Raw genomic sequence first — 21601 nt, 5'->3', positions numbered from 1 at the left:
CGTCAGGTCCCGCACACCTCGCGGACACAGGACCGCAACCACCTGTGCGCCGGGTCAGCGTCCAGCCGCGGATGCCAGAGCATCGACACCGTGAATTCAGTCGTCGGCATGGGGAGCGAGACGCTGACCATGCCCTCTCTCAGGGCCAGGGTGTGACGGTCCGGCACCGTCGCCACCATATCGGAGGCGCGCGCCAGGGCGAGGGCCCCGGAGAAGCCGCCGACGATGCCGACCACCCGCCGCCTGAGGTCCGCCGGAAGGAAGGGAAGATCGACGGCGTCTGCCTCAAGCCCGCTTCGCGAAACCACGACATGGTCCGCGTCCGCGTACCAGGACGACGTGATCGCCCCGACGTCAATCGGGTGGCCCTTGCGGACGACGGCCACCAGTCGATCCCGGAACAGCGCCTGGGTGCGCACCTCGGGCCCGATTGACGCCTCGATGACACCGGTCTCGAGGTCGATACGACCGTCCCGCAGCGGGGCGCTGTCCTTGTCCGGCTTCTGCAGAAAGGTCATCCGCACCCCGGGCGCCGCCGATCTGGCCTTTTCGATGAGGGCCGGTCCGAAGTTCTCGACGAAGCCGTCGCTCGTCCTGAGGATGAAGGTCCGTTCGAGCGCGGCCAGGTCAATCGCCGTCTCCGGCCGCAAAACGGCTTCCGCGTCCCCGACGAGCAGGCGGACCTTCTCCCGCAACGCCTGGGCGCGAGGCGTCGGCACAAGCCCGCGGCCGGCCCGCACAAGCAGCGGGTCGCCTGTCGCTTCCCTCACGCGCGCCAGCGCCCGGCTCATGGCCGAAGGGCTCAAACGCAGGCGTCTGGCGGCGCCGACCACACTGCCCTCCGCGAGCAGGGCGTCGAGGGTGACGAGCAGATTCAGGTCAGGCGGCGACATGGCGACAGACTAGCCCCGCCGATCGCGCCATGCATAGCGTCAGACGCATCAATCAAGTGCAAATGCTGCGCCTTCCGCCCTGTCCGGCCCCTTCGTACCCTCGCGAAGGATCACAAACCCGGAGGGACAGGACATGCCAACCCACTCACTCGAGGCCTTCGTCGAAGGCGTAAGGTCAGCCTGGGGCCCGCTGACGACCGAACTGGTCACGGAATGCCGGCGACAGCTGGAGATGCTTGTCCGGGCCCCGGCGTCCGAGCCGTGGCTCGCGGCCCTTCACCGCGACCAGCCGATCGCCGAAGAGCTTTACCGCGATCCGGACCACGGCTTCCTGCTGCTGGCGCACACCGAGCACGCCGGTCTCTATCGCCCACCTCATGACCACGGGCGTAGCTGGGTGATCTACGCCCTGCAGGACGGCGAGATCGAAATGGGCGCCTACGGCCGTGTCGACGGTCCCGACGGCGACGTCCGGCTCGTCAGGCGCGACAGCACGCCTGTGCGCACCGGCGAGGCGCGGGTCTATCTCCCGGGCGACATTCACGACACGCGGTGCGTCAGCAGCCGGGCGCTGCTCTTCCGCTTCACCGAGCGCGACCTGCGCATCGAGGACAGGCAGGAGCATCGGGTCACCCGCTACCATCAGCGCAACGGCGTCTGGACGTTGGGGGCGGCATGAGCCTCGCGCCCGTCGTGAAGCCGGCCCCAGGCCCGGAGGCGGAGGTAGGCCTGTCGGGCCCGGCGTGGACCCGACGCCGCAAGGCGGCCGCCATCGCCTCGGTGCTAGGGGCGATGAGCCTGGTCGTTCTCGACGCGGGCATGGTCAACATCGCGCTGCCGACGATGGCCAGGACCTTCGAGACGTCCGCGGCCAACGCCGTTCTGGTGATCACCGCCTACCAGACGGCGCTGGTCATGGCGCTTCTGCCCTGCGCCGCGCTCGGCGAGCGCTTCGGCAACCGACGCGTCTTTCTCGCGGGCGTTTGCCTGTTTCTTGTCGGCTCGGTGCTCTGCGCCGTGTCGCCAGGCCTGCCCTGGCTGGTGGCCGCGCGGCTCATTCAGGGACTGGGCGGCGCCGCGGTCATGGCGCTTGGCGTCGCCCTGCTGCGGTTCACCGTCGCGCCGGAGCAACTCGGGGCGGCGGTCGGCTGGAACGCGCTGACCGTCGCGCTCTCCTCCGCCGCCGCGCCGACGCTGGGCGCGCTGATCGTCGGGCGTTTCGACTGGCCCTGGCTCTTCCTGGTCAATCTCCCGGTCGGCGCCCTCGCCCTGGCCGCCGGGCTGGCCTTGCCGGCGCCGCCCGGCGGCGCCAGGCGCGTGGATCCCGTCAGCATCGGCCTGAACGCGGCCGGGTTCGCCCTGCTCGTCGTCAGCGCGGAAGCCCTGCCGAAGTCGCCGGTCCTCGCGGCCCTCGGCCTTGGCGCCGCCCTGCTGGTCATCGTGGGTCTGGTGCGGCGCGAGGCGCCGAAGGCCGCCCCTCTCATTCCGCTCGATCTCCTGCGCAACCGGTCGTTCGCGCTGTCGGCGATGGCGTCCGTCTGTTGCTTCATCGGACAGGCGGCCGCCATGGTCGCCCTGCCCTTCCACCTCCAGCACAGCCTTGCGCAGTCGCCGCTCATGGTCGGCCTCTGCCTGTCGCCGTGGCCGCTGGGTGTCGCGGTGACGGCGCCGATCGCCGGACGGCTGTCCAACCATGTGGCGTCGGCCCGGCTCTGCGCGCTCGGGGGCCTGGTGCTGGCGTCGGGACTGGCCCTGGCCGCCCTCTGGCCGCCCCGCGCCGACCCGCGCCCCTTCATGGTCTTCGCCGCCATCAGCGGGATCGGCTTCGGCCTCTTCCAGGCGCCGAACAACCGGAGCCTGTTTCTGGCCGCGCCCGGACATCGCAGCGGCGCGGCCGGCGGCATGCAGGGAACCGCCCGGCTGACGGGTCAGACAGCCGGCGCGGTGATGATGGCGATGCTGTTCGTCGCGCTGCCGATGAGCATCGCGCCCCGCGTCGGCCTCGGCCTGGCCGCGGCCGCGGCGCTTTTGTCGGGCATCGTCAGCGCCCGGCGGGCGACCGCCGACGAAAGCGGCGGCCCCCTGACGCCGGCCTGATCCCGGCCGCGCTACTTCGCCCTGGGCAGGCCGCAGGTGTTGACGCCGAGGATGGCGTAGAGCGGGCAGAAGCCGATGAGGCCGGTCAGCAGCGGCACCACGCCCAGCCAGGCCCAGGGCGTCTTCGGACCGATGAACACCAGCGACAGGACGGCGACGCCGACGAGGACGCGCAGGATGCGGTCGACCGCGCCTTCATTGAGTTTCATGACATGTCTCCTTGGATGGCGCCGGCGGGGGGCCGGGGCCTTTGGGTGAATGGGACGGTCCGGTCAGTGGAAGGCGGGGCCCGGCCGGACGCCGAGCTTCTTGAACACCAGCGCCGCCGGGCAGAAGCCGGTGAAGGCGGCCTGGATCATGTTCAGGCCCGCGAAGGCGCTGAGCAGTAGCCACCAGGGACTGACGAAATGCCCGAGCGTGACGCCGGCCAGAACGACCAGTCCGGCGAAGATGAAAACAGCGCGATCGAGGGTCATCGGAAATCCTTCAAGGACATCAGGCCGGAGCCTGGGCGAGCGCCTGGGTGGTCCAGGCGACGATCTGGTTGGCGGTCATGGCGCCGGCCTGGCGGGCGACGATCCGGCCGTCGCGAAACAGGATCAGGGCCGGAATGCCCGACACCCCGAGTTCGGCGGTGATGGCCCCCTCCTCGTCCGCGTTGAGCTTCAGCAGGCGAACGTTCGGCTCGAGGGTGGCGGCCGCCGCGGCGAACTGCGGGCCCATGGTCCGGCAAGGGCCGCACCACGGCGCCCAGACATCGACCAGCACGGCCGCGCCCTGGGTCGCCCGGCGATGCGCCCGGAACGCCTCGCCGCCCACATCGACCGGATGGCCGGTGAACAGCGGCTGGCCGCACCGGCCGCATCTGGCCTTCAGCGGATCGCGCTCGGCGGGGAGCCGGTTGGTCGCGGCGCAGGCGGGGCACACGAACTGTCGCGTCGTCATCGCCGGACCCTCACGGCTTGATCTTGCGGATGCCCATCACGTCCAGCGCCAGCTTTTCGTAGAAGGGCTCGCTCTCGCCGCGCTTGACCTTGGCGAGGAAGTATTTCTCGAAGCCGACCTTGGCGAGGTGGACCCACTTGCCGCTGGCCGACCAGTTGACGTTGCGCGGCGGGATCTGCGGCTGGGCGACGAAGGCCACCCCGCCGTCGCCGAAGTCAGCGAGACAGATGGCGTTCCAGGTCGCTTCATTGGTGGCCGGCCTGCCGGCGACCAACGCGCCAAGGTTATGGGCGATGGCCGTGACCATGCTCTCGATCATGAAGCCGGTCTTGGGCACGCCGACAGGCACCGGCGTCTTGCCGGTCGGGGCGATGGCCACGCAGACCCCGAGGGCGAAGACGTTCGGGAACGTCGGATTGCGCTGGTGCTTGTCGACGACGATGAAGCCGCGCGGGTTGGTCAGGCCCTCGATGCCGCGCACGGCCTCGACGCCGCGGAAGGCCGGCAGCATCATCGAATAGCTGAACGGCAGATCGTGGGTCGTCCGGACGGCGCCGTCCTCGGCCAGTTCCTCGACGTGCATCAGGCCGGCCTCGACCGAGGTCACCCGGGCGTTGGTGACCCATTTGATGTGCCGGTCGCGCATCTCGCTCTCGAGCAGACCCTTGGTGTCGCCGACCCCGTCGAGGCCCAGATGGCCGACATAGGGCTCGGAGGTGACGAAGGTCATCGGCACCCTGTCGCGGATCTTCCGGCGCTTGAGCTCGGTGTCGAGGATCATCGCGAATTCGTAGGCCGGACCGAAGCAGGACGCGCCCTGCACCGCGCCCACGACGATGGGTCCCGGATTTTCGACGAAGCGATCGAACGCCGCCGCCGCCGTCTCGGCGTGGTCGATGTGGCAGATCGACTGGGTGAAGCCGCCGTGCGGCCCCAGGCCCTGGATCTCGTCGAAGGCCAGCTCGGGCCCGGTGGCGATGACAAGATAGTCGTACGTCAGCGACCCGCCGTCGTTCAGCTCGATGCGGTTCTCGGCCGGCGAGACCCGCTTGGCGCCCACGCCGGAGAACGCGATCCCCTTTTTCTGGAAGACGGGCGGCAGCTTCACCTCGATCGCGTCCCGCTTGCGCCAGTGGACAGCAACCCAGGGGTTCGACGGGACGAAGTGGAAGGTGTCGCCCTGCGACACCACGCTGACATCGGCCTGATCGCCAACGGCGTTCCTGATTTCGAAGGCGGCGATGGCGCCGCCCAGTCCCGCGCCGAGGACGACAATACGCGGCTTGGCCATGGTCATGTTCCTCCGAACGCCTCCGGTTGAGAGCGGCAGGGTCCGCCCGTTCCGGTCGGCAGGCTTTGATACGGATCACGTCGGGACCGCCGGGGCCGACCTAACGTGTCGATGCTTGACTTCATATTCTGACAATCGCATATACGCAACTATGAATTTAGATGCTCTCGCCATGAAGGCCTCCGCGGAGGACGCCTGCACCCTGCTCAAGGGGCTGGCGAACCCGCATCGGCTGATGATCGTCTGCTCGCTGGTCGGCGGCGAGCAGTCGGTGGGCGCGCTGGCGCAGCTGCTCGGCATCCGCGAGACGCTGGCCTCGCAGCATCTGGGCCTCCTGCGCCGTGACGGCGTCGTCTCGGCGCGCCGGGATGGCCAGACGATCTACTACAGCCTCCAGAGCGGCCAGGCCCGCGCCCTGGTCGAGACCCTGTCCAAGCTTTTCTGCGCGGTCGCCTGACCGCCGTCTCCAGAAGGACCCTCCGATGTTCGGCTCTCCCAAGACCAAGGACCTGTCCCCCGCCCAGGTGAAGGCCGCTCTCGACGCGCACGAGATCCTGCTGATCGACGTGCGCGAACCGGGCGAGTTCGCCGCCGAGCGCATTCATGGCGCCCTCAACTTCCCGCTCTCGACCTTCGACCCGGGGGCTCTGCCCGCCGCCGGCGACAAGCTGATCGTGCTCCAGTGCGGCTCCGGAAAACGCTCGGCGACGGCCATCGGGCACTGCCTGAAGGCCGGTCACGCCATCGACTCCCACCTGGCGGGCGGGATCATGGCCTGGAAGGCCGCCGGCCTGCCGACCGTGACGATCGACTCCGAGACGGGCGCCGTGCGCGACCGCCGCTGATCACGCGAAACCAGAACCCACGAACGGGCGGACCATGGCCAGACTCCTTTCCATCGCCGGCGCCTTGAGCGCGGCCCTGCTGCTCACAGCCTGCGGCGGCTCCGAACCGGCCGAGCGCGCGCCCGCGCGCGCGCCGGCCGCGGGGCGGTTGACCCTCGCCTGGAGCACGGTGGCGGACATCAAGCCGGTATCCGCCACCCTTACGACGCGGGACATGGGCGAGGCCCGGGCCCGGATTTCCGGCGTGCTGGTCTCGCTGCTGGTCAAGGAAGGCGACGTGGTCCGCCAGGGCCAGCTGATCGCGACCGTCAGGGATGACCGGCTGGCCCTGGTGACCGCCTCCTACGACGCCCAGGTGGCCGCCGCCGCCGCCGACGCGACGCGCGCGCAGGGCGACCTCGCCCGCACCCGCACCCTGTTCAACCAGGGCATCTACGCCCAGGCCCGCATGGACCAGGTCGAGGCCATGGCCAAGGCCGCCAACGCGACCCTCGCCGCGGCCAAGGCCCAGCGCGCCGCCAGCGCCGAGCTCGGCGCCCAGGGCGCGATCCTCGCGCCGGCTTCGGGGCGGGTGCTGACGGCCGACGTGCCGCTCGGCTCGGTCGTCATGGCCGGGCAGTCGATCGCCCGGATCACCGCCGGCCCGACCGTCGTGCGCATCGAACTGCCGGAAGCCCAGGCCCGGGCCCTGAAGGTCGGGGACGAGGTCCAGCTGGCCGCCGAGGACCTGCGCGGCGTCGCCGCCACCGGCCGGGTGACCCAGGTCTATCCGTCCGTGACCGCCGGCCAGGTGGTCGCCGACGTCACCGCCGCCGGGCTTCCGGAGGACCTGATCGGGCAGCGCGTCCGCGTCGGCATCCGGATCGGCCAACGCCAGGCGCTGGTGATCCCGCGCCGCTATGTCTCGACCCGCTACGGCATCGACTACGTCCGGCTGGTCGGCAAGGACGGGACGGTCTCCGAGACGCCGGTGCAGACGACGGCCGCGCCGACCGCGAGCGAGGTCGAGGTGCTGTCCGGCGTTCGGCCCGGTGATGTCCTCGCGCCCGCCGGAGCGAACCCATGAACCTCGGCCTCTCCGGGCGACTGACCCGGGCGACGATCAGGTCGCCGCTGACCCCGCTGTTCCTGCTGGCCGCCATCGCCGTGGGTCTGCTGGCGCTGGCGAGCATTCCCCGCGAGGAAGAGCCGCAGATCAGCGTGCCGATGGTCGACATCATGGTCGCGGCCCCGGGCCTGCGCGCGCCCGACGCCATCGAACTGGTCGGCAAGCCGCTGGAAACCATCGTCAAGAGCGTCGCCGACGTCGAGCACGTCTACACCTTCGCCGACGACGACCAGGTCATGGTCACGGCGCGCTTCAAGGTCGGGGTCGATCCCGACGCGGCGGCCGTGCGCGTGCACGAGAAGATCCGCGCCAACATGGACCGGATCCCGGCCGGCATTCCCGAGCCGCTGATCCAGACCCGCGGCATCAACGACGTGCCCAGCCTCGTGCTGACCCTCTCGCCAAAGCCGGGCGCGGCGGGCCAGTGGACCGACCAGGCGCTCTACGAGCTGGCCGGCAAGCTGCGCACCGAGGTGGCCAAGGTCGACGATGTGGGCCTGACCTTCATCGTCGGCGGCCGGCCGCAGGAAATCCGCGTCGAACCCGATCCCGCGAAACTGGCCCTGCACGGCGTGTCGCTGGGCGGTCTGATGGACGCCATCCGCCAGGCCAACCGCGCCTTCCCCGCCGGCCAGGTGCGCAACAACGGCCAGTCCGTCCAGGTGACGGCCGGCCGCACGATGACCAGCCCCGTCGACATCGGCCTGATCGCCCTGCCCTCGACGCGCGGCGAGATGGTCTATGTCCGCGACGTCGCCACGGTGATCGAGGCGCCGCGCGAGGACCAGGCCCGCGCCTGGCGCTTCGCCCGCGTCGGCCAGGACTGGAGCCAGGCGCCCGCCGTCAGCCTGGCCATCGCCAAGCGCAAGGGCGCCAACGCCGTGGTCGTCTCGCACGCCGTGCTGGCCCGGGTCGAAACGCTCAAGGGCACGCTGCTGCCCGACAGCCTGAGCGTCGCGGTGACCCGCGACTATGGCGAGACGGCCAACGAGAAGGCCAACGAACTGCTGTTCCACCTCGGCCTGGCGACCCTGTCGATCGTCGTGCTGATTGGTCTGGCCATCGGCTGGCGCGAGGCGGCAGTGACGGCGGTGGTCATCCCGACGACCATCCTGCTGACCCTCTTCGCCTCCAACCTGATGGGCTACACCATCAACCGGGTCAGCCTGTTCGCGCTGATCTTCTCGATCGGCATCCTCGTCGACGACGCCATCGTGATGATCGAGAACATCGCCCGGCACTGGGCGATGAAGGACGGCCGCAGCCGCATCGACGCGGCCGTCGAGGCCGTGGCCGAGGTCGGCAATCCGACCGTGGTCGCCACCCTGACCGTGGTCTCCGCCCTGCTGCCGATGCTGTTCGTGTCCGGCCTGATGGGCCCCTACATGGCGCCCATCCCGGTCAACGCCTCGGCCGCCATGGTGTTCTCGTTCTTCGTCGCCGTGGTCATCGCGCCCTGGCTGATGGTCCGGTTCGCCCGCAAGACCCTGGCGGCCGACGGCGGTCATCACGGCGAGGGCAAACTCGGCGCCGTCTACCGCAAGGTCGCCGGCCGGGTGATCGCCACCCGCCGCAGCGCCTGGACCTTCCTGATCGCGGTCGGCCTGGCCACCCTGGTCGCCTGCGCCATGTTCGCCACCAAGACCGTCACGGTGAAGCTGCTGCCGTTCGACAACAAGTCGGAGCTGCAGGTGGTCGTCGACCTGCCGGAAGGCACGTCGCTCGAGGCGACGCAGCGGGTGCTCAACGACGCGGCCCTGATCACCCGGGCCCTGCCCGAGGTCACCGCCATCGACGCCTACGCCGGGACCGCCTCGCCGTTCAACTTCAACGGCCTGGTGCGGCACTACTACCAGCGCAACAAGCCGGAGATGGGCGACCTGTCGGTGGCCCTGGCGGCCAAGGGCGACCGCCATCGCTCCAGCCATGTCATCGCCCTGGATCTGCGCCAGCGCCTGGCGGCGCTCAACCTGCCCGCCGGCGCATCGATCAAGGTGGTCGAGGCGCCGCCCGGACCGCCGGTCATGGCCACCCTGCTGGCCGAGATCTATGGCCCCGACGCGAAGACGCGCCGCGCCGTGGCCGAACGGGTCAAGGCGACGTTCCGCTCCGTGCCCTACATCGTCGATGTGGACGACAGCTATGGCCAGCCCCGGCCCGGCCTGAGGCTGGTTCCCGACCGCGACCGGCTGGAGGCGCTGCGCGTCACCGACCTTGACGTCTACGACTCGATCGGCGCGGCCCTCGGCGGCCAGGTGGTCGGCTACGCCCACCGCGGCGAGGGCCGGGACCCGCTGGAGATCTCCGTCCGCCTGCCGCAGTCCGCGCGCAGCTGGGGCGAAGGCCTGGCGGCCATGCCCGTGGCCCAGTCCCAGGCCGGGCGCCTGGTCGCCCTCGGCGAGGTCGTCACCGCCAGCCAGGAGGCCGGCTCGACTCACATCTTCCGCCGCGACGGCCGCGACGTGGACATGATCCTCGGCGAGCTGGCCGGCGCCTATGAGGCGCCGATCTACGGCGTGCTGGCGGTCGACAAGGCCATCAGGCAGGGCGACTGGAAGGATGTCCCCAAACCCGACATCCGCCTGCACGGCCAACCGACCGACGAGAGCCGGCCGACCGTCCTGTGGGACGGTGAGTGGGAGATCACCTGGGTGACGTTCCGCGACATGGGCGCCGCCTTCGGGGTCGCGATCCTCGGCATCTATGTGCTGGTGGTCGCGCAGTTCAAAAGCTTCCGCCTGCCGCTGGTCATCCTGACGCCGATCCCGCTGACCCTGGTCGGCATCGTCATCGGCCACATCCTGTTCCGGGCGCCGTTCACCGCCACCTCGATGATCGGCTTCATCGCGCTGGCCGGGATCATCGTGCGAAACTCGATCCTGCTGGTCGACTTCATCCGGCACAGCCAGGGCGAAGGCCGGCCGCTGCGCGAGGTGCTGCTGGAGGCCGGGGCGATCCGCTTCAAGCCGATCGTGCTGACGGCCCTGGCGGCGATGATCGGGGCGGCGGTGATCCTGTTCGACCCGATCTTCCAGGGCCTGGCCATCTCGCTGCTGTTCGGCCTGGCGTCCTCGACGCTGCTGACGGTGCTGGTGATCCCGGCGATCTATGTCGTGCTCAGGGATGACCAGGCGAAGGGCGCCGCCGCGGCATAGCGACCACGGCGGCGGCCCCGGCCTTGCGGACGCATGCGTGCCTTCTACATTAGGCATATGTCCAGCACGCTCATCGACCGGCCGACGACGACAGAACTCTCGCAACTCGAAGGCAGCGCCCACGCGGCGGCCCGCATGCTCAAGCTGCTGGCCAGCGAGCAGCGGCTGCTGATCCTGTGCAAGCTGATCGAGGGGGAGAGCTCGGTGGGCGACCTGTCCGCCCATGTCGGCCTGGCCCAGTCGGCGACGTCGCAGCATCTGGCGAAGATGCGCGCGGAGGGTCTGGTGGCCACCCGGCGGGACGGGCAGACGATCTACTACCGGCTGGACGATCCGGCGGCGATCCGCATGCTGGATACGCTGTGCGAGATCTACAAGCGGACCCCGTGACAGCGACCTGCCGCCGTCGCGCGGACGGGGATTTCTGGAGCGGCCGGCGGGAATCGAACCCGCGACATTCAGCTTGGGAAGCTGACGTTCTACCTCTGAACTACGGCCGCGCTCAGGAAGCGCGACCATAGACAAAGTCGGCGTGGCCGCAAGCGTCTGGCAGGCAAATCGACCGGGATCGGTTCATCACGCCGGTCCCGCGGCGCGCGCCCCGTTTTGAGGCGGCGACCGGCGTTCACAAGCCCGCCGAAAACGGGTCATCTGAGGGCCTGTGTGGCAGGCAGGCCGTTGACCAGGCTTCGCACGGCTTAGGATTGAGGCGGTCGGAGCGTCCTGTTTTCATGAATCACCTGACCTTTGGCCCGACATCGGGGGCCGTCGTGCGGCCGCCGACCCTGCGCCGCGCGGCCAAGATCGTCACCCAGCGGCGGCTGATCGCCTCGGCCCGCACGCTGTTTCTCCAGCGCGGCTATGACGCCACCACCGTGCGGGATATCGCCGCGAACGCCGACCGGTCGATCGGGGCGGTCTTCAACTGTTTCGCCGACAAGCTCGACCTGCTCGAGGCGGTCATGGCCGAAGAGGCCCCGGCCCTGGCGGAGGCGGCGCGCGGAGCGATCGCCGGGAGCCCCCGTTTTGTCGACTGCCTGCACCGCCTGCTGGATCTCCTGACCCAACCCGACCACGCGCGGCTGGTGATGATCGAACGGCACCTGCCCACGGTCCGCCGCAAGGTGCAGCCCGCCCTGTGCGCCGTAGTCCATGACGCCGCCGTTGCGGCGCTCGACCGCGGCGAGATCGCCCCCCACCTCAAACTGGACCTGATCTGCGGCCTGGTCTGGGACCTTCTGACCGCCTGGCGCCATGACATCGGGGACGCCGGGACCGACTCCTGGGTCGCCGACGCGATGGCCTACGACCGGATCGACCTGCTGATGACCGCCATCACGCCCTGATCACCGCCCACGGGACGCCGTCAGCCGGGCAGCCCGACCGGCGGCATGACGCCCGAGCGCTGAAGATCCAGGAAGGCGCTGTCGAGCTCCATCTCCAGCATCCGGGACAGGCGGGAGAATTCCGGGGCGGCCAGGACCGCTGACGGAACATAGTAGCGTCGCTCTTCGGTCTGGCGACAACGCTCCGCCGCCACCAGCCTGAGCGCATGACGGCGAATGGTCTCGCGCGGCAGGCCGAGCTGCTTCGCCACGGAATAGCAGGACACCGGCTGGCGCAGTTCGTCCGGGAACAGGCCCGCCTCGGCCAGCGGGTTGATGACCCGCGGCTGGTTCAGGTGACGCACATTGGAGTGGGCGATGCCATAGAAGGTCAGCCCGCTGATCAGGTCGCCGTCGAATATTTCGCCCACCGTCACCGCGACACGCAGGTAGAGGTCCAGTCCGACCCGCCCCATGTAGCGGGTCCTGTTCTGTTTCAGATGCATCCCTCGCCCTCGCCCCCAGGCACAAGTTACCCGGCGGTCACAAGATAGCTAGGGGCAGCCATGGCGTCCGGCAACGGACGGATTGACGCAGACCGACCCCGACCTCACGATGGCCCGAACAAACGTTGGGGAGACAGGATCATGGCCGATGGCGCGCATGGGTCCGAAGACCGGGCCGGCTTCACCTCGATGGTCGAGAGCACCCAGGAGGACTGGCTGAAGATCGCCACCGCCTCGGCCGAGTACGGCCGCGAACTGCCCGGCCGGGTGATCAATCATCTGCAGCTGCTCAAGGGCGACTGCGGCGGTTTCATCGTCGACCGGCTGGAGCACAGCCTGCAGACCGCGACACGGGCGTTCCGCGACGGGCGGGACGAGGAGTATGTCGTCTGCGCCCTGCTGCACGACATCGGCGACGTGCTGTGCCCGCGAAACCACCCGGACATCGGGGCGGCGATGGTGTTTCCGTTCGTCTCCGAGGCCAACCACTGGATGGTCCAGCAGCACGGCATCTTCCAGGGCTACTACTTCTTCCATCACCTCGGGCTGGACCGCGACATGCGCGAGCAGTTCCGGGGCCATCCGCACTTCGAGTACACCGCCCAGTTCTGCCACCTGTATGACCAGTCGGCCTTCGATCCGAACTACGAGTCGATGCCGCTGGAGGCCTTCGAGCCGATGCTGCAGCGGGTGATGAGCACGCCCAAGCGGTCGATCTACCTGCGCCCGAAGGCCGAGACGGCGGCCTGAGCCGGAGCGTCGATTTCGGAGCCTGGCCCGGCGATCCGCGAAATCCACGGGCTTCTCTGATCAGGATCCTCCCCCCTGGGGGAGGTGGCTCCGCGAAGCGGAGACGGAGGGGGTCTGACCACACCCCTCTGTAACCCCCTCAGTCAGGCCTGCGGGCTGCCCGCTCCCCCAGGGGGGAGCATCCAGGCCCGCGTCGAGTCTCCTGCCTCCTAGTCCGGCAGACGCTCGGCTGTCAGGCCGCGGCGGGCCAGCTGCGCCTGCACGCTGTCGGGACCGGCCAGATGGGCCGCGCCGACGGCGATGACCGCCACGCCCTTGCCCTTCAGCAGGGTCTCGATCTGCCCGGCCCAGGCCTTGTTCCGCTGAACCAGCAGAATGTCGTAGAGGCCGGGATATTTCGTCGCCAGCTCCTCGTTCATCAGCGCGCCGAGGGTGTCGACATCGCCGGCGCTCCAGGCGGTGATCAGGCTGTCGAGCATGGACGTCGCTTCGGAAGCCTCGTCCAGACTCGACAGCAGGAAGTCCAGCTCCACCTGCGGCGGCAGGTCGGCGAAGAAGCGCAGCTGCTGCTCCTGGGTCTCCAGGGTGCGGATCGGCTTGCCGTCGGCGCGGACAGCGGTCTTCAGCTTTTCCTCGACGCCGCTCTTCGGATCGAACCCGCCCTTCAGCAGGGGCGCGACGCTGAGGGTCAGGCCCGCCAGCCAGGGCCGGAACGGCTCGAAATTCGCCGGGTCGGCGCCGAGGGCCGAGACCGCGGCCCGGAACCGCGCCAGCTGGTCCGGCGTCAGCTTGCCCGACAGCGGATGGGCGGGGTCCAGGCCGTACTGGCGGACCAGGCCCTGCATGGAGGCGGCGTCATCGGTGTCGACCTCCAGCCACAGCTCGTCGGCGCTGGTCAGCGCCCTGTCGATCGCCGGGGTGCGCCAGACCGTGTCGGGCTTCAGGGCGTGGACCGTGCCCAGCAGATAGAGGGTCGAGTCCTTGTCCCTGACCACCCAGAGGGCCGGGTCGGCGGCGGCGGGAGACGCGGACAGCGCCACCGCGGCCAGGGCGGCGCAGGCCGCGAGAAAACGTTTCAGACGATCAAACATGCGGGGTCCTTTCGGGAGATCAGAAGGTTGGGATGCGGGCGCGCGGGCGCAATCCCGCGAGGCGGGTTCAGCCGGCGGCCGGAGGGGAAACGGGTCGGCTAGTGCAGGAAGGCCTCGACCTCCGCCGCGAAGGCCTGCGGTTGGTCGAGCATGATGAAGTGGAAGGCGCCATCGACAGGACGCAGACGCACGCCCTTCAGCGCCGCGTAGTTGTCCGTGTAGAGCGGGTCGACGCGGCTGAAGGCGGCGCCCATGCCCGGATCGCGGGCGTAGAGGACCGTGACGGGCGCGGTGATCCTGGCGAGGTCGCCGCGCAGGTCGGTGGTCATGACGTCATAGGTCGCCCGGGCCATGACGCCGCGATCGGTGGCCAGCGACCAGGCGATCGGCGCGGCGCGGGCCTCCGGCGACCTGACCAGGCCGGCCATGACCCGGTCCTGACCGGCGGCGAAGACCTCGGGCGTCTGGGCGATCACGGCGTCGCGGAAGGCGGCGGCCTGCGGGCGGACGGCGTCGACCGTCACCGTCGGCCCGAACAGCACGCTGAAGAACGGCAGGGCGTCGACGACCATCACCCGGCCGACCGCGTCGGGATGATGCGCGGCGATCATCAGGGCGGTGAAGCCGCCCATCGAATGGCCGATGATCGCCGGGTGATCGAGACGCTGCGCCTCGATGTAGGCGACGATCTCGTCGGCGAGCGGCTCGACGACCGGCCCGTCGGCGTTGCCTCCGGCCGGGGCGCCGGCGAACCCGGCGACCTGCACCAGATGGACCCGGTAGCGCCCCTCCAGCTGCTTCGCGGTGGCGCTCCAGACGTCGCGCGAGGACGCCAGACCGGGGATCAGGATGATATCCGGGCCGCTGCCGCGCACCGCGACGGTGAAGCGGGTCGGCTCCTTCGCCTGGGCCACGCCGGCCGCGAGCGGCATCAGCAGGGTCGCGGCGGCGAGCAGGGTCTTGAGCAGTCTGAACATGACGGAACTCCGGGTCGGCGGGTCAGTTGAAGCCGCGGCGCATCGACAGGGCGGATGAGACGAGGAGGTAGACGCCCATCAGGATGGTCATCAGGTCCCAGGCGCTGAGGGCCGGGGCGATGTTGAGCTTCTCCGCGGCGGCCCAGAGGAACAGCCCGCCCTGCAGCACCCAGAAGCAGATGGAGCCGGACTCGGCGATCATCTGGCGCATCATCTCGTCGGCGCGCGTCCAGACCGTGAGATTGAGCAGGGTCTGCAACAGGAACAGGGCGATGACGCCGGCCATGATCGCCTGGCCGAGCGCGGGCGGCAGCGGCGCCAGGGCGAGGGTCGCCACCACGGGCGCGGCCATCATCAGTCCGGCGAGGGCCATGACGGCCGCCTGCTGGCGATAGAAGATGATCTGGGTCGGCCGGGCCGGCCGGTCGCCGGCGGGGTCGATGATGCGCGCGGCAAGCCGCCGGTTGAACGTCCCGAGGCCGATGATCAGGCCGCTGGCCAGCAGCATCGCCGCGATGGTCCCGGCGGCGAGGTCGGACCAGCCCGCGCCGGACAGGTCGAGCGCGCCGTGCTTGATGAGCCGTCCCGTGCCCCAGCCGACGACGGCGCCGATGATCATGCCGGCGGCGGCGAGGGTCAGTCTTACGGCGTTGGGCCTGGCGTTCGTGGTGTGAGCCATGTCTTGAATTCCCTGGGTTTCGGATCAGGCCTCGCCGTCATCGAAGATCGCTTCGATGGGCTGGCCGAACAGTCGGGCGATGCGGAAGGCGAGCGGCAGGCTGGGGTCGTACTTGCCAGTCTCGAGTGCGTTGATGGTCTGGCGGGAGACGTCGAGCCGCTCGGCCAGGTCGGCCTGGCTCCAGTCGCGCTCCGCCCGCAGGACCTTGAGGCGGTTCTTCAACGGTAGCGCCTCCGCACGAACACCTGCGACAGGCCCATGGCGCCGCAGAACACCGGGAAGGCCCAGAAGGACTGCATCGGCGGCGTGTGGACATACATCTCGAGGAACCCGGCCACCGTCGTGGCCGACAGGGTCAGGCCCATGCCCCAGAGCATCGACTCGACCAGAACGGCGCGCTGGAACTCGTCTTTCTCCTCGCGGATGTAGAGCCCCATGATGGCGATCACCCCCAGCACCGGCAGGGCCGGCGCCACCGCCAGCATCCACGCCAGCGGTCCGGCGAGCGCCGCGTCGCGGAAGGCGAACGACACGCCGAGGATGATCACGACGTAGGCGAGCATCGTCGGGATGAAGCGCCTGAGATAGCGGCGCCCGGCTTCGCTGCGGCTGTTCACGGAAAGGCTCCTTGTCTGGATGACAAGGGTGCTTGTCTCATACGACCGCGAGATATGTCAAGGACGCCTTACAAAAAGTTCTGCGAGCTTGTCTGCGCCCTACTTCCAGGGCCGGAAGTGCTTGGACAGCTTGAGCCCCTGCCGCAGGTAGTGGGAGCCGTCCTCGCCATAGAGGCGGGTCGGGCGCGCGGTCAGCGGCTCGTAGACCAGCCGGGCGACGGTCTGGCCGTCCTCCAGCAGGAACGGCGTTTCGTGGCTGCGCACCTCGAGCACGCCCTTGGAGCCACGCGACTTGGTCTCGTCGGTGCCGAAGCCCGGGTCGAAGAAGCCGGCGTAGTGGACGCGGAATTCGCCCACGGCCGGGTCGATCGGCGTCATCTCGGCCGCCTGGTCGACCGGGATCTCGATGTCGTCCTTGGAGGCCAGGATGTAGAACTCGTTCGGGTCGAGCAGCAGCTCGCCCTTGGGCGACTCCAGCAGTTCCCAGAAGTCGCGCGGATCGTGGCCGTCTTCCTTGTCGAGGTCGATGACCCCGGCGTGGCGGCGGCCGCGGAAGCCGGCCATGCCGCTGGACAGGTCGACGCCGACGCTGCTCATCGACAGCTTGGCCGGCGAGCCGCGCTTGAGACGCAGCTGGTTCAGGCGGGTGCCGGCGCGCACCAGCACCGAGAAGGTCTGCGGCGCGATCTCGATGAACAGCGGGCCGGTGTAGCCCTCGGCGACGTCGTCGAAGGCCGCGCCGTGGTCGGTCAGCAGCCGCACGAACACGTCGACCCGGCCGGTCGAGCTCTTGGGATTGCCGCGGGCCGAGACGCCGAGCGGCAGGGCCAGGCGCTCCTGCACCTCGGCGATGTAGACGCAGCCGCGCTCAAGCACCGCGCCCTTGGTCAGGTCGAGCTCGTGCATGGCCACGTCGGGCAGCCTGTCCATGACCTTGCGCCGGCCGGGCAGGAACGAGGCCCGCACCCGCCAGCAGCGCTCGCCCAGCCTCAGGTCGAGACTGGCCGGCTGGACCTGGTCGGAATCAAAGGGCGTGAGCGATCGGATGGCCCCCTGGGCGATCAGATCCTCGATGGATTGGCACGGGAGTATCCCGGCGGACTGTGCAGCGTTCATCGTTGGACCATTACTCATGGCCCGTGACGATAAAGGCAAGGCCCCGTGACCGGAGGCGCAGCTTTTAGTGGTGTGACTTGCCGCTCGCCGGCGAGAGCACATAGATGCCCGCCCCGACCCCGAACAGCATCAGCGCCTCGGTCAGGGTGCCGACGGCGCGCAGCTCGACCGGCGAATAGCGGGCCAGGGCCTCCCCCAGCACCAGCAGGACGATGTTGATCGCCCCCAGAACACCCAGAATGGCGGCGAAAACGCGGAAAATCATCGACAGCATCAGTGGACCTCCCCGGCGGCGTTAACCTTATGCGGAAATGCGCGACCGACACCCGGGTTCCATGAACGGGGGTTTGGGGGACACATCCCCTTTCCTGGTTGACCTCGCGGGGGGCTTTGCAGTTGATGCCGGCCTCATCTGAAGGAAAGCCGTAGCCATGGCCGAAGACCCCAACAGCTGGCAGCCCGCGACCCGCCTGATCCGCGGCGGCGTCAACCGCAGCAACATCGGCGAGATCTCCGAGGCGCTCTATCTGACGCAGAGCTTCGCCTATGACAGCGCCGAGGCCGCCGACCGGCGGTTCTCCGGCGAGGAGCCGGGCTTCGTCTATTCGCGCTACGCCAACCCGACCAACCAGATCTTCGAGGAACGGCTGGCCCTGCTCGAGGGCGCCGAATACTGCCGCTCGCTGGCCTCGGGCATGGCGGCGGTGCACACCGCCCTCAGCGGCCTGCTGCGCGCGGGCGACCACCTGGTCGCCGGCCGCGCCCTGTTCGGCTCGTGCAACTGGATCGTCCAGAACTGGCTGCCGCGCTTCGGCGTCGAGACCACCCTGGTCGACGCCACCGACCTGAAGGCCTGGGAAGCGGCCATGCGGCCGAACACGAAGGTGGTCCTGCTGGAGAGCCCGGCCAACCCGCTGCTGGAGATCACCGACATCGCCGCGGTGGCGAAGATCGCCCACGCGGCCGGCGCGAAGGTCGTGGTCGACAACGTGTTCGCCACGCCGATCTTCCAGAAGCCGCTGCAGCTCGGCGCCGACGTCGTGGTCTATTCCGCGACCAAACACATCGACGGCCAGGGCCGGGTGCTCGGCGGCGCGATCCTCGGCGCGAAGGACCTGCTCGAGGAGGCCTATCGCGACATCATCCGCCACACCGGCCCGGCGCTCTCGCCGTTCAACGCCTGGATCCTGCTCAAGGGGCTGGAGACGCTGGACCTGCGCGTGCGCCGCGAGACCGACAGCGCCGCCGCCCTGGCCGACCAGATCGGCGACCACAAGGCGGTCAGGCGCGTGCTTTATCCCGGCCGCGCCGACCACCCCCAGGCGGCCGTCGCCCGGGCGCAGATGAGCGGCTTCTCAAACCTGCTGGCGTTCGACCTGGGATCGCGCGAGGCGGCCTGGCGTTTCCTCGATGCGCTGGAGATCATCGACATCTCCAACAATCTCGGAGACGCCAAGTCCATGGCCACCCACCCGTCCACGACGACCCACCGCGCCATGCCGGAGGCGAATCGGCTGGAGATCGGTCTGACCGAGGGCTACGTGCGCATGTCGGTGGGCCTCGAGGACCTCAGGGACCTCTCCCGCGACGTCGCCAGGGCGCTCGACGCCGCCCTCTGAGTATCGAGCAGGACCCATGGGTCGCATCAACCGCCGGGGCAGCCCGGACAGTCCGGTCTACACCGCCCGCACGGGCGACATCCTCGTGCGGGTTTCGCCGGCTTACTCGCCCGAGGAATCCAGCCCTGATACCGGCCGCTGGATCTGGATCTACACCATCGAGATCGAGAACCACGGGACCGACACCGTGACCCTGGTCTCGCGCCACTGGGTGATCACCGACGCCCGCAACCGGGTCGAGGAGGTGCGCGGCCAGGGCGTGGTCGGCGAACAGCCGGTGCTGGGTCCCCGCGAGGCGTTCCGCTACCAGTCCGGCTGCCCGCTGGGCACGCCGTCGGGCGCCATGCGCGGGACCTACCAGATGGTCACCGCCGCCGGCGAGGCCTTCGAGGTCGAGATTCCCGCGTTCTCCCTGCACCTGCCGGGCGCGCGGCGGCGGCTGAACTAGGACCTCTCAGCGCGCCCGCTTCACCGGGAGGATGGCCGCGGTCGCGACCAGTACGGTGAGCGTCCCGACGACCCAGACCAGATTGTAGCCGCCCGTCGCGGCGACGATCCCGCCGGCCACCGCGGGCGCCAGGGCCTGGCCGAGATTGATGGCCAGCAGGCCGATGCCGAGATCGCGGCCCGCCGCCGCCTGGTCCGGCAGCACATCGATCATCAGGGCCTGATCCACCACCATGAAGCAGCCGAGCGCGAGCCCGGTCAGCACGGCCTGGACGAACAGCGCCGGAAGGGTCGGCGAGACCAGCGGCACGGCGAGGGCGACCGCGAACACCAGCGAGCTGACGATGACGAAGGGCTTGCGGCGCTGGATCCGGTCGGACCAGCGGCCGCAGACCGCCATGGCGACCAGCGTGCCGGGCAGCGCGGCGAGCCCCAGCAGCGGCGTGATCCGGGCCGCCTCGGCGGCGTCCAGCGCCGGGCGGATATAGCTCTGCAGCATGTAGAGGGTGAAGGTCGTCGCCGCCGAATAGGCGAACATAATCAGCACCTTCGACACCCAGACCAGGCGGAAGTCGCGATCCAGCAGCGCCACGGTGAAGGCCTTCAGCTGCCGGGCGGCGTTGATCCGCGGCGGGTCGAGGGTCCGCGACGGCCGGTCGGGCGCCCCGGCCACGAAGGCGGCCGCGGCCAGCAGCGTCACGATGAAGGCCAGATAGGTGGAGACGCCGAACCTGGCGAACAGGGCCCCGCCGAGGATGCCGCCGCCGATCAGCCCGATCACGCCGCCGAGGCTGGTCACCGCCGAGACCAGGCCGATCCTGTGCGCCGGCACCCGGTCGGCCATGGTCGCCATCAGGGGGGCCAGCGCGGTGTTGGTGGTGGCGCCGATCAGGCCGGACAGCACGGCCAGCTGCCAGACCGACGTCGCCCGGGTCATCAGCGCCAGCACCAGGACCGTCGCCGCCGCCCCGCCGAGGATCCACGGCGCGCGCCGGCCCCAGCCGGACCGCGTGCGGTCGGACAGGGCGCCGACGATCGGCAGGATGATCATGGTGGCCACCACCCCGGTGGTCGACACCCACAGCAGGCCCTGCGCCCGCGCCGCCTCGAACCGGGCCAGCAGCCCAAGCAGCCGCGTCTGCTCCGGGCTCGCCGCCGCCCCGGCCGCGACCTGCGCCTTGAGCAGGCTCAGGGCCTGCAGATCGACGCCGCCGTCCGCGCCGGTGAAGACGGCGGCGAAGGCCAGCCGCTGGACATGCAAGGGATAGACGATCGTGCCCAGCCCGCCCCAGATCATGTTGAGGGTCAGGGTGGTGAGCGCGAACAGCAGCACATACCGCCAGAGGCCGGCGCCCTCGGGGTAGACCCCGGACCCGTCGCCCGCCGCTGCTGACTCCATGTAGATCGCCTCCCCCGCCGCCGCTTCCCGCTCCGGGGGCAGGGGCTTGTCTTTGTGGTCTGTGGGCCAGCCTGCCGGAAGGGCCGGGTCAGTCAAGGGCGGGGGAGCCGCGGTCCGCCGGTGGGGCCGGCAGGGAGGCGAGCCGTGAGGGCGAAGGCGTGTCTGTCACATGTCCGCGGGGTCCCTGTCCCGTTCCCCCGCCTCGCGATCCGCCTTCAGGCGCGCGACGAACGCAAAGAGCGCCTCGTACTTGGCCTCGATCTCGGCCGCCTCTTCCGGCGTGAGGGGGACAGGTCGGGGGCGGGGCTCGCGGGGCTTGACCATGATGGACTCCTGCGGCGCGCGGCGGCGCCGCTTCACGGGGGTGAAGGCGGGAGGGCGCGGCGCGCTCCGGTCTCAGCCGGATGGGGGGTGCAGGGGGTCTGAGAAGGCCGAGGCCGTCGCGCGCCGCGAAGTCCGTTTTCCGGCAGCCGCCGGTGGGCAGCGGTTTTAACGCTTAGCCGGCAGAAGCCTCCGACGGGCGGGGGGCGGCGACGCCCTCCCCGGACCGCATGCGTAACCCCCGCATGCCTGACCCCGCTCGAACTCCACCCCGCCGCCGCATCGGATCGCCTGGCCGAGACGCCCTCCCCTGCAGCGGGATGAGGGAGAGTATGGGGGCGGCGTGGAGGGGTGGTGGGGAGATTGCTTTGGTCGGCGGCGTGGCGGGAATGGAGGTGAGGGATTTCAGGGGGTTGGGCG

The 21601-nt window shown here is 70.0% G+C and carries 26 protein-coding genes and 1 tRNA gene; 11 read left to right on the top strand and 16 right to left on the bottom strand.

Annotated elements, in window-relative coordinates:
- Nucleotides 1-2 precede the first annotated feature (2 nt).
- On the bottom strand, nucleotides 3-893 hold the full coding sequence (locus AC1RN0_RS02785) for a LysR family transcriptional regulator (protein WP_492785899.1): 891 nt from the start codon (nucleotides 891-893) through the stop codon (nucleotides 3-5).
- 133 nt (nucleotides 894-1026) lie between these two features.
- Between AC1RN0_RS02785 and AC1RN0_RS02780 the strand changes: the two genes are divergently transcribed.
- Both AC1RN0_RS02780 and AC1RN0_RS02775 read left to right on the top strand, forming a co-directional pair.
- A complete protein-coding gene (locus AC1RN0_RS02780; RefSeq protein WP_492785898.1) occupies nucleotides 1027-1572 on the top strand; it encodes a hypothetical protein in 546 nt (181 codons plus the stop codon).
- On the top strand, nucleotides 1569-2990 hold the full coding sequence (locus tag AC1RN0_RS02775; RefSeq protein ID WP_492785897.1) for an MFS transporter: 1422 nt from the start codon (nucleotides 1569-1571) through the stop codon (nucleotides 2988-2990). The genes AC1RN0_RS02780 and AC1RN0_RS02775 overlap by 4 nt, the downstream gene beginning before the upstream one ends.
- A gap of 11 nt (nucleotides 2991-3001) precedes the next feature.
- Here the strand turns inward: AC1RN0_RS02775 and AC1RN0_RS02770 are convergent, their stop codons facing one another.
- From AC1RN0_RS02770 to AC1RN0_RS02755, 4 genes are all read right to left on the bottom strand, one after another.
- Nucleotides 3002-3199, bottom strand: a complete 198-nt coding sequence (locus tag AC1RN0_RS02770; protein WP_492785896.1) for a YgaP family membrane protein — start codon at nucleotides 3197-3199, stop codon at nucleotides 3002-3004.
- A gap of 63 nt (nucleotides 3200-3262) precedes the next feature.
- Nucleotides 3263-3466 carry a YgaP family membrane protein gene (locus AC1RN0_RS02765; RefSeq protein ID WP_492785895.1) on the bottom strand — a complete coding sequence of 68 codons (204 nt, stop codon included), beginning with the start codon at nucleotides 3464-3466 and terminating at the stop codon, nucleotides 3263-3265.
- Between the two features lie 19 nt (nucleotides 3467-3485).
- Nucleotides 3486-3935, bottom strand: coding sequence for a thioredoxin family protein (locus AC1RN0_RS02760; RefSeq protein ID WP_492785894.1), 450 nt, complete (start codon nucleotides 3933-3935; stop codon nucleotides 3486-3488).
- A 10-nt stretch (nucleotides 3936-3945) separates the two neighbouring features.
- Nucleotides 3946-5226: an NAD(P)/FAD-dependent oxidoreductase gene (locus AC1RN0_RS02755; protein ID WP_492785893.1), complete on the bottom strand. Its 1281-nt coding sequence runs from the start codon at nucleotides 5224-5226 to the stop codon at nucleotides 3946-3948.
- A gap of 172 nt (nucleotides 5227-5398) precedes the next feature.
- Here AC1RN0_RS02755 and AC1RN0_RS02750 point away from each other — a divergent pair, with 172 nt between their 5' ends.
- Genes AC1RN0_RS02750 through AC1RN0_RS02730 form a run of 5 tightly spaced genes read left to right on the top strand, consistent with a single transcriptional unit; the run spans nucleotide 5399 to nucleotide 10724 of the window.
- Nucleotides 5399-5683 carry an ArsR/SmtB family transcription factor gene (locus AC1RN0_RS02750; protein ID WP_492785892.1) on the top strand — a complete coding sequence of 95 codons (285 nt, stop codon included), beginning with the start codon at nucleotides 5399-5401 and terminating at the stop codon, nucleotides 5681-5683.
- 25 nt (nucleotides 5684-5708) lie between these two features.
- A complete protein-coding gene (locus AC1RN0_RS02745; protein ID WP_492785891.1) occupies nucleotides 5709-6071 on the top strand; it encodes a rhodanese-like domain-containing protein in 363 nt (120 codons plus the stop codon).
- Nucleotides 6072-6105: 34 nt separating this feature from the next.
- A complete protein-coding gene (locus AC1RN0_RS02740) occupies nucleotides 6106-7137 on the top strand; it encodes an efflux RND transporter periplasmic adaptor subunit (RefSeq protein ID WP_492785890.1) in 1032 nt (343 codons plus the stop codon).
- Nucleotides 7134-10334 (top strand): efflux RND transporter permease subunit, encoded by a 3201-nt coding sequence (locus tag AC1RN0_RS02735; RefSeq protein WP_492785889.1) that lies wholly within the window; start codon nucleotides 7134-7136, stop codon nucleotides 10332-10334. The genes AC1RN0_RS02740 and AC1RN0_RS02735 overlap by 4 nt, the downstream gene beginning before the upstream one ends.
- A gap of 57 nt (nucleotides 10335-10391) precedes the next feature.
- Nucleotides 10392-10724, top strand: a complete 333-nt coding sequence (locus tag AC1RN0_RS02730; RefSeq protein ID WP_492785888.1) for an ArsR/SmtB family transcription factor — start codon at nucleotides 10392-10394, stop codon at nucleotides 10722-10724.
- Nucleotides 10725-10759: 35 nt separating this feature from the next.
- Here AC1RN0_RS02730 and AC1RN0_RS02725 read toward each other — a convergent pair.
- Nucleotides 10760-10834, bottom strand: a tRNA-Gly gene (locus AC1RN0_RS02725).
- A 231-nt stretch (nucleotides 10835-11065) separates the two neighbouring features.
- Here AC1RN0_RS02725 and AC1RN0_RS02720 point away from each other — a divergent pair.
- Complete coding sequence (locus tag AC1RN0_RS02720; protein WP_492785887.1) at nucleotides 11066-11680, top strand: TetR/AcrR family transcriptional regulator; 615 nt, start codon at nucleotides 11066-11068, stop codon at nucleotides 11678-11680.
- Between the two features lie 20 nt (nucleotides 11681-11700).
- Here AC1RN0_RS02720 and AC1RN0_RS02715 read toward each other — a convergent pair whose 3' ends face one another.
- Nucleotides 11701-12165, bottom strand: coding sequence for a hypothetical protein (locus AC1RN0_RS02715; protein ID WP_492785886.1), 465 nt, complete (start codon nucleotides 12163-12165; stop codon nucleotides 11701-11703).
- A 141-nt stretch (nucleotides 12166-12306) separates the two neighbouring features.
- Here AC1RN0_RS02715 and AC1RN0_RS02710 point away from each other — a divergent pair, with 141 nt between their 5' ends.
- A complete protein-coding gene (locus tag AC1RN0_RS02710; protein WP_492785885.1) occupies nucleotides 12307-12915 on the top strand; it encodes an HD domain-containing protein in 609 nt (202 codons plus the stop codon).
- A gap of 209 nt (nucleotides 12916-13124) precedes the next feature.
- Here AC1RN0_RS02710 and AC1RN0_RS02705 read toward each other — a convergent pair whose 3' ends face one another.
- The 7 genes from AC1RN0_RS02705 to AC1RN0_RS02675 form a co-directional block, all read right to left on the bottom strand.
- Nucleotides 13125-14006: a TraB/GumN family protein gene (locus tag AC1RN0_RS02705; RefSeq protein ID WP_492785884.1), complete on the bottom strand. Its 882-nt coding sequence runs from the start codon at nucleotides 14004-14006 to the stop codon at nucleotides 13125-13127.
- Between the two features lie 98 nt (nucleotides 14007-14104).
- A complete protein-coding gene (locus AC1RN0_RS02700) occupies nucleotides 14105-14983 on the bottom strand; it encodes an alpha/beta fold hydrolase (RefSeq protein WP_492785883.1) in 879 nt (292 codons plus the stop codon).
- Between the two features lie 22 nt (nucleotides 14984-15005).
- Nucleotides 15006-15662, bottom strand: coding sequence for a hypothetical protein (locus AC1RN0_RS02695; protein ID WP_492785882.1), 657 nt, complete (start codon nucleotides 15660-15662; stop codon nucleotides 15006-15008).
- Nucleotides 15663-15686: 24 nt separating this feature from the next.
- On the bottom strand, nucleotides 15687-15884 hold the full coding sequence (locus tag AC1RN0_RS02690; RefSeq protein ID WP_488899040.1) for a helix-turn-helix transcriptional regulator: 198 nt from the start codon (nucleotides 15882-15884) through the stop codon (nucleotides 15687-15689).
- The gene (locus AC1RN0_RS02685; RefSeq protein WP_492785881.1) at nucleotides 15881-16279 is read right to left on the bottom strand and encodes a hypothetical protein; all 399 of its coding nucleotides are present in this window, start codon (nucleotides 16277-16279) and stop codon (nucleotides 15881-15883) included. Before AC1RN0_RS02685 ends, AC1RN0_RS02690 begins: the two co-directional genes overlap by 4 nt.
- Nucleotides 16280-16378: 99 nt before the next feature.
- Complete coding sequence (locus AC1RN0_RS02680) at nucleotides 16379-17395, bottom strand: 2'-deoxycytidine 5'-triphosphate deaminase (RefSeq protein WP_492785880.1); 1017 nt, start codon at nucleotides 17393-17395, stop codon at nucleotides 16379-16381.
- 64 nt (nucleotides 17396-17459) lie between these two features.
- Nucleotides 17460-17669 carry a hypothetical protein gene (locus tag AC1RN0_RS02675; protein ID WP_492785879.1) on the bottom strand — a complete coding sequence of 70 codons (210 nt, stop codon included), beginning with the start codon at nucleotides 17667-17669 and terminating at the stop codon, nucleotides 17460-17462.
- Nucleotides 17670-17826: 157 nt separating this feature from the next.
- On the opposite strand from AC1RN0_RS02675, the gene metZ reads away from it, so the two are divergent.
- Complete coding sequence (metZ, locus tag AC1RN0_RS02670) at nucleotides 17827-19014, top strand: O-succinylhomoserine sulfhydrylase (RefSeq protein WP_492785878.1); 1188 nt, start codon at nucleotides 17827-17829, stop codon at nucleotides 19012-19014.
- Between the two features lie 16 nt (nucleotides 19015-19030).
- On the top strand, nucleotides 19031-19462 hold the full coding sequence (apaG, locus tag AC1RN0_RS02665) for a Co2+/Mg2+ efflux protein ApaG (protein WP_492785877.1): 432 nt from the start codon (nucleotides 19031-19033) through the stop codon (nucleotides 19460-19462).
- A gap of 6 nt (nucleotides 19463-19468) precedes the next feature.
- On the opposite strand, the gene AC1RN0_RS02660 is transcribed toward apaG, so the two are convergent.
- Both AC1RN0_RS02660 and AC1RN0_RS02655 read right to left on the bottom strand, forming a co-directional pair.
- Complete coding sequence (locus tag AC1RN0_RS02660; RefSeq protein ID WP_492785876.1) at nucleotides 19469-20860, bottom strand: MFS transporter; 1392 nt, start codon at nucleotides 20858-20860, stop codon at nucleotides 19469-19471.
- A gap of 165 nt (nucleotides 20861-21025) precedes the next feature.
- On the bottom strand, nucleotides 21026-21184 hold the full coding sequence (locus tag AC1RN0_RS02655) for a hypothetical protein (RefSeq protein WP_492785875.1): 159 nt from the start codon (nucleotides 21182-21184) through the stop codon (nucleotides 21026-21028).
- Nucleotides 21185-21601 lie beyond the last annotated feature (417 nt).

The organism is Caulobacter sp. GW821-FHT12F03, assembly GCF_058806855.1.
The sequence above is the reverse complement of the archived record's forward strand: the minus strand, read 5'-3'. Positions and strand labels throughout refer to the sequence as shown.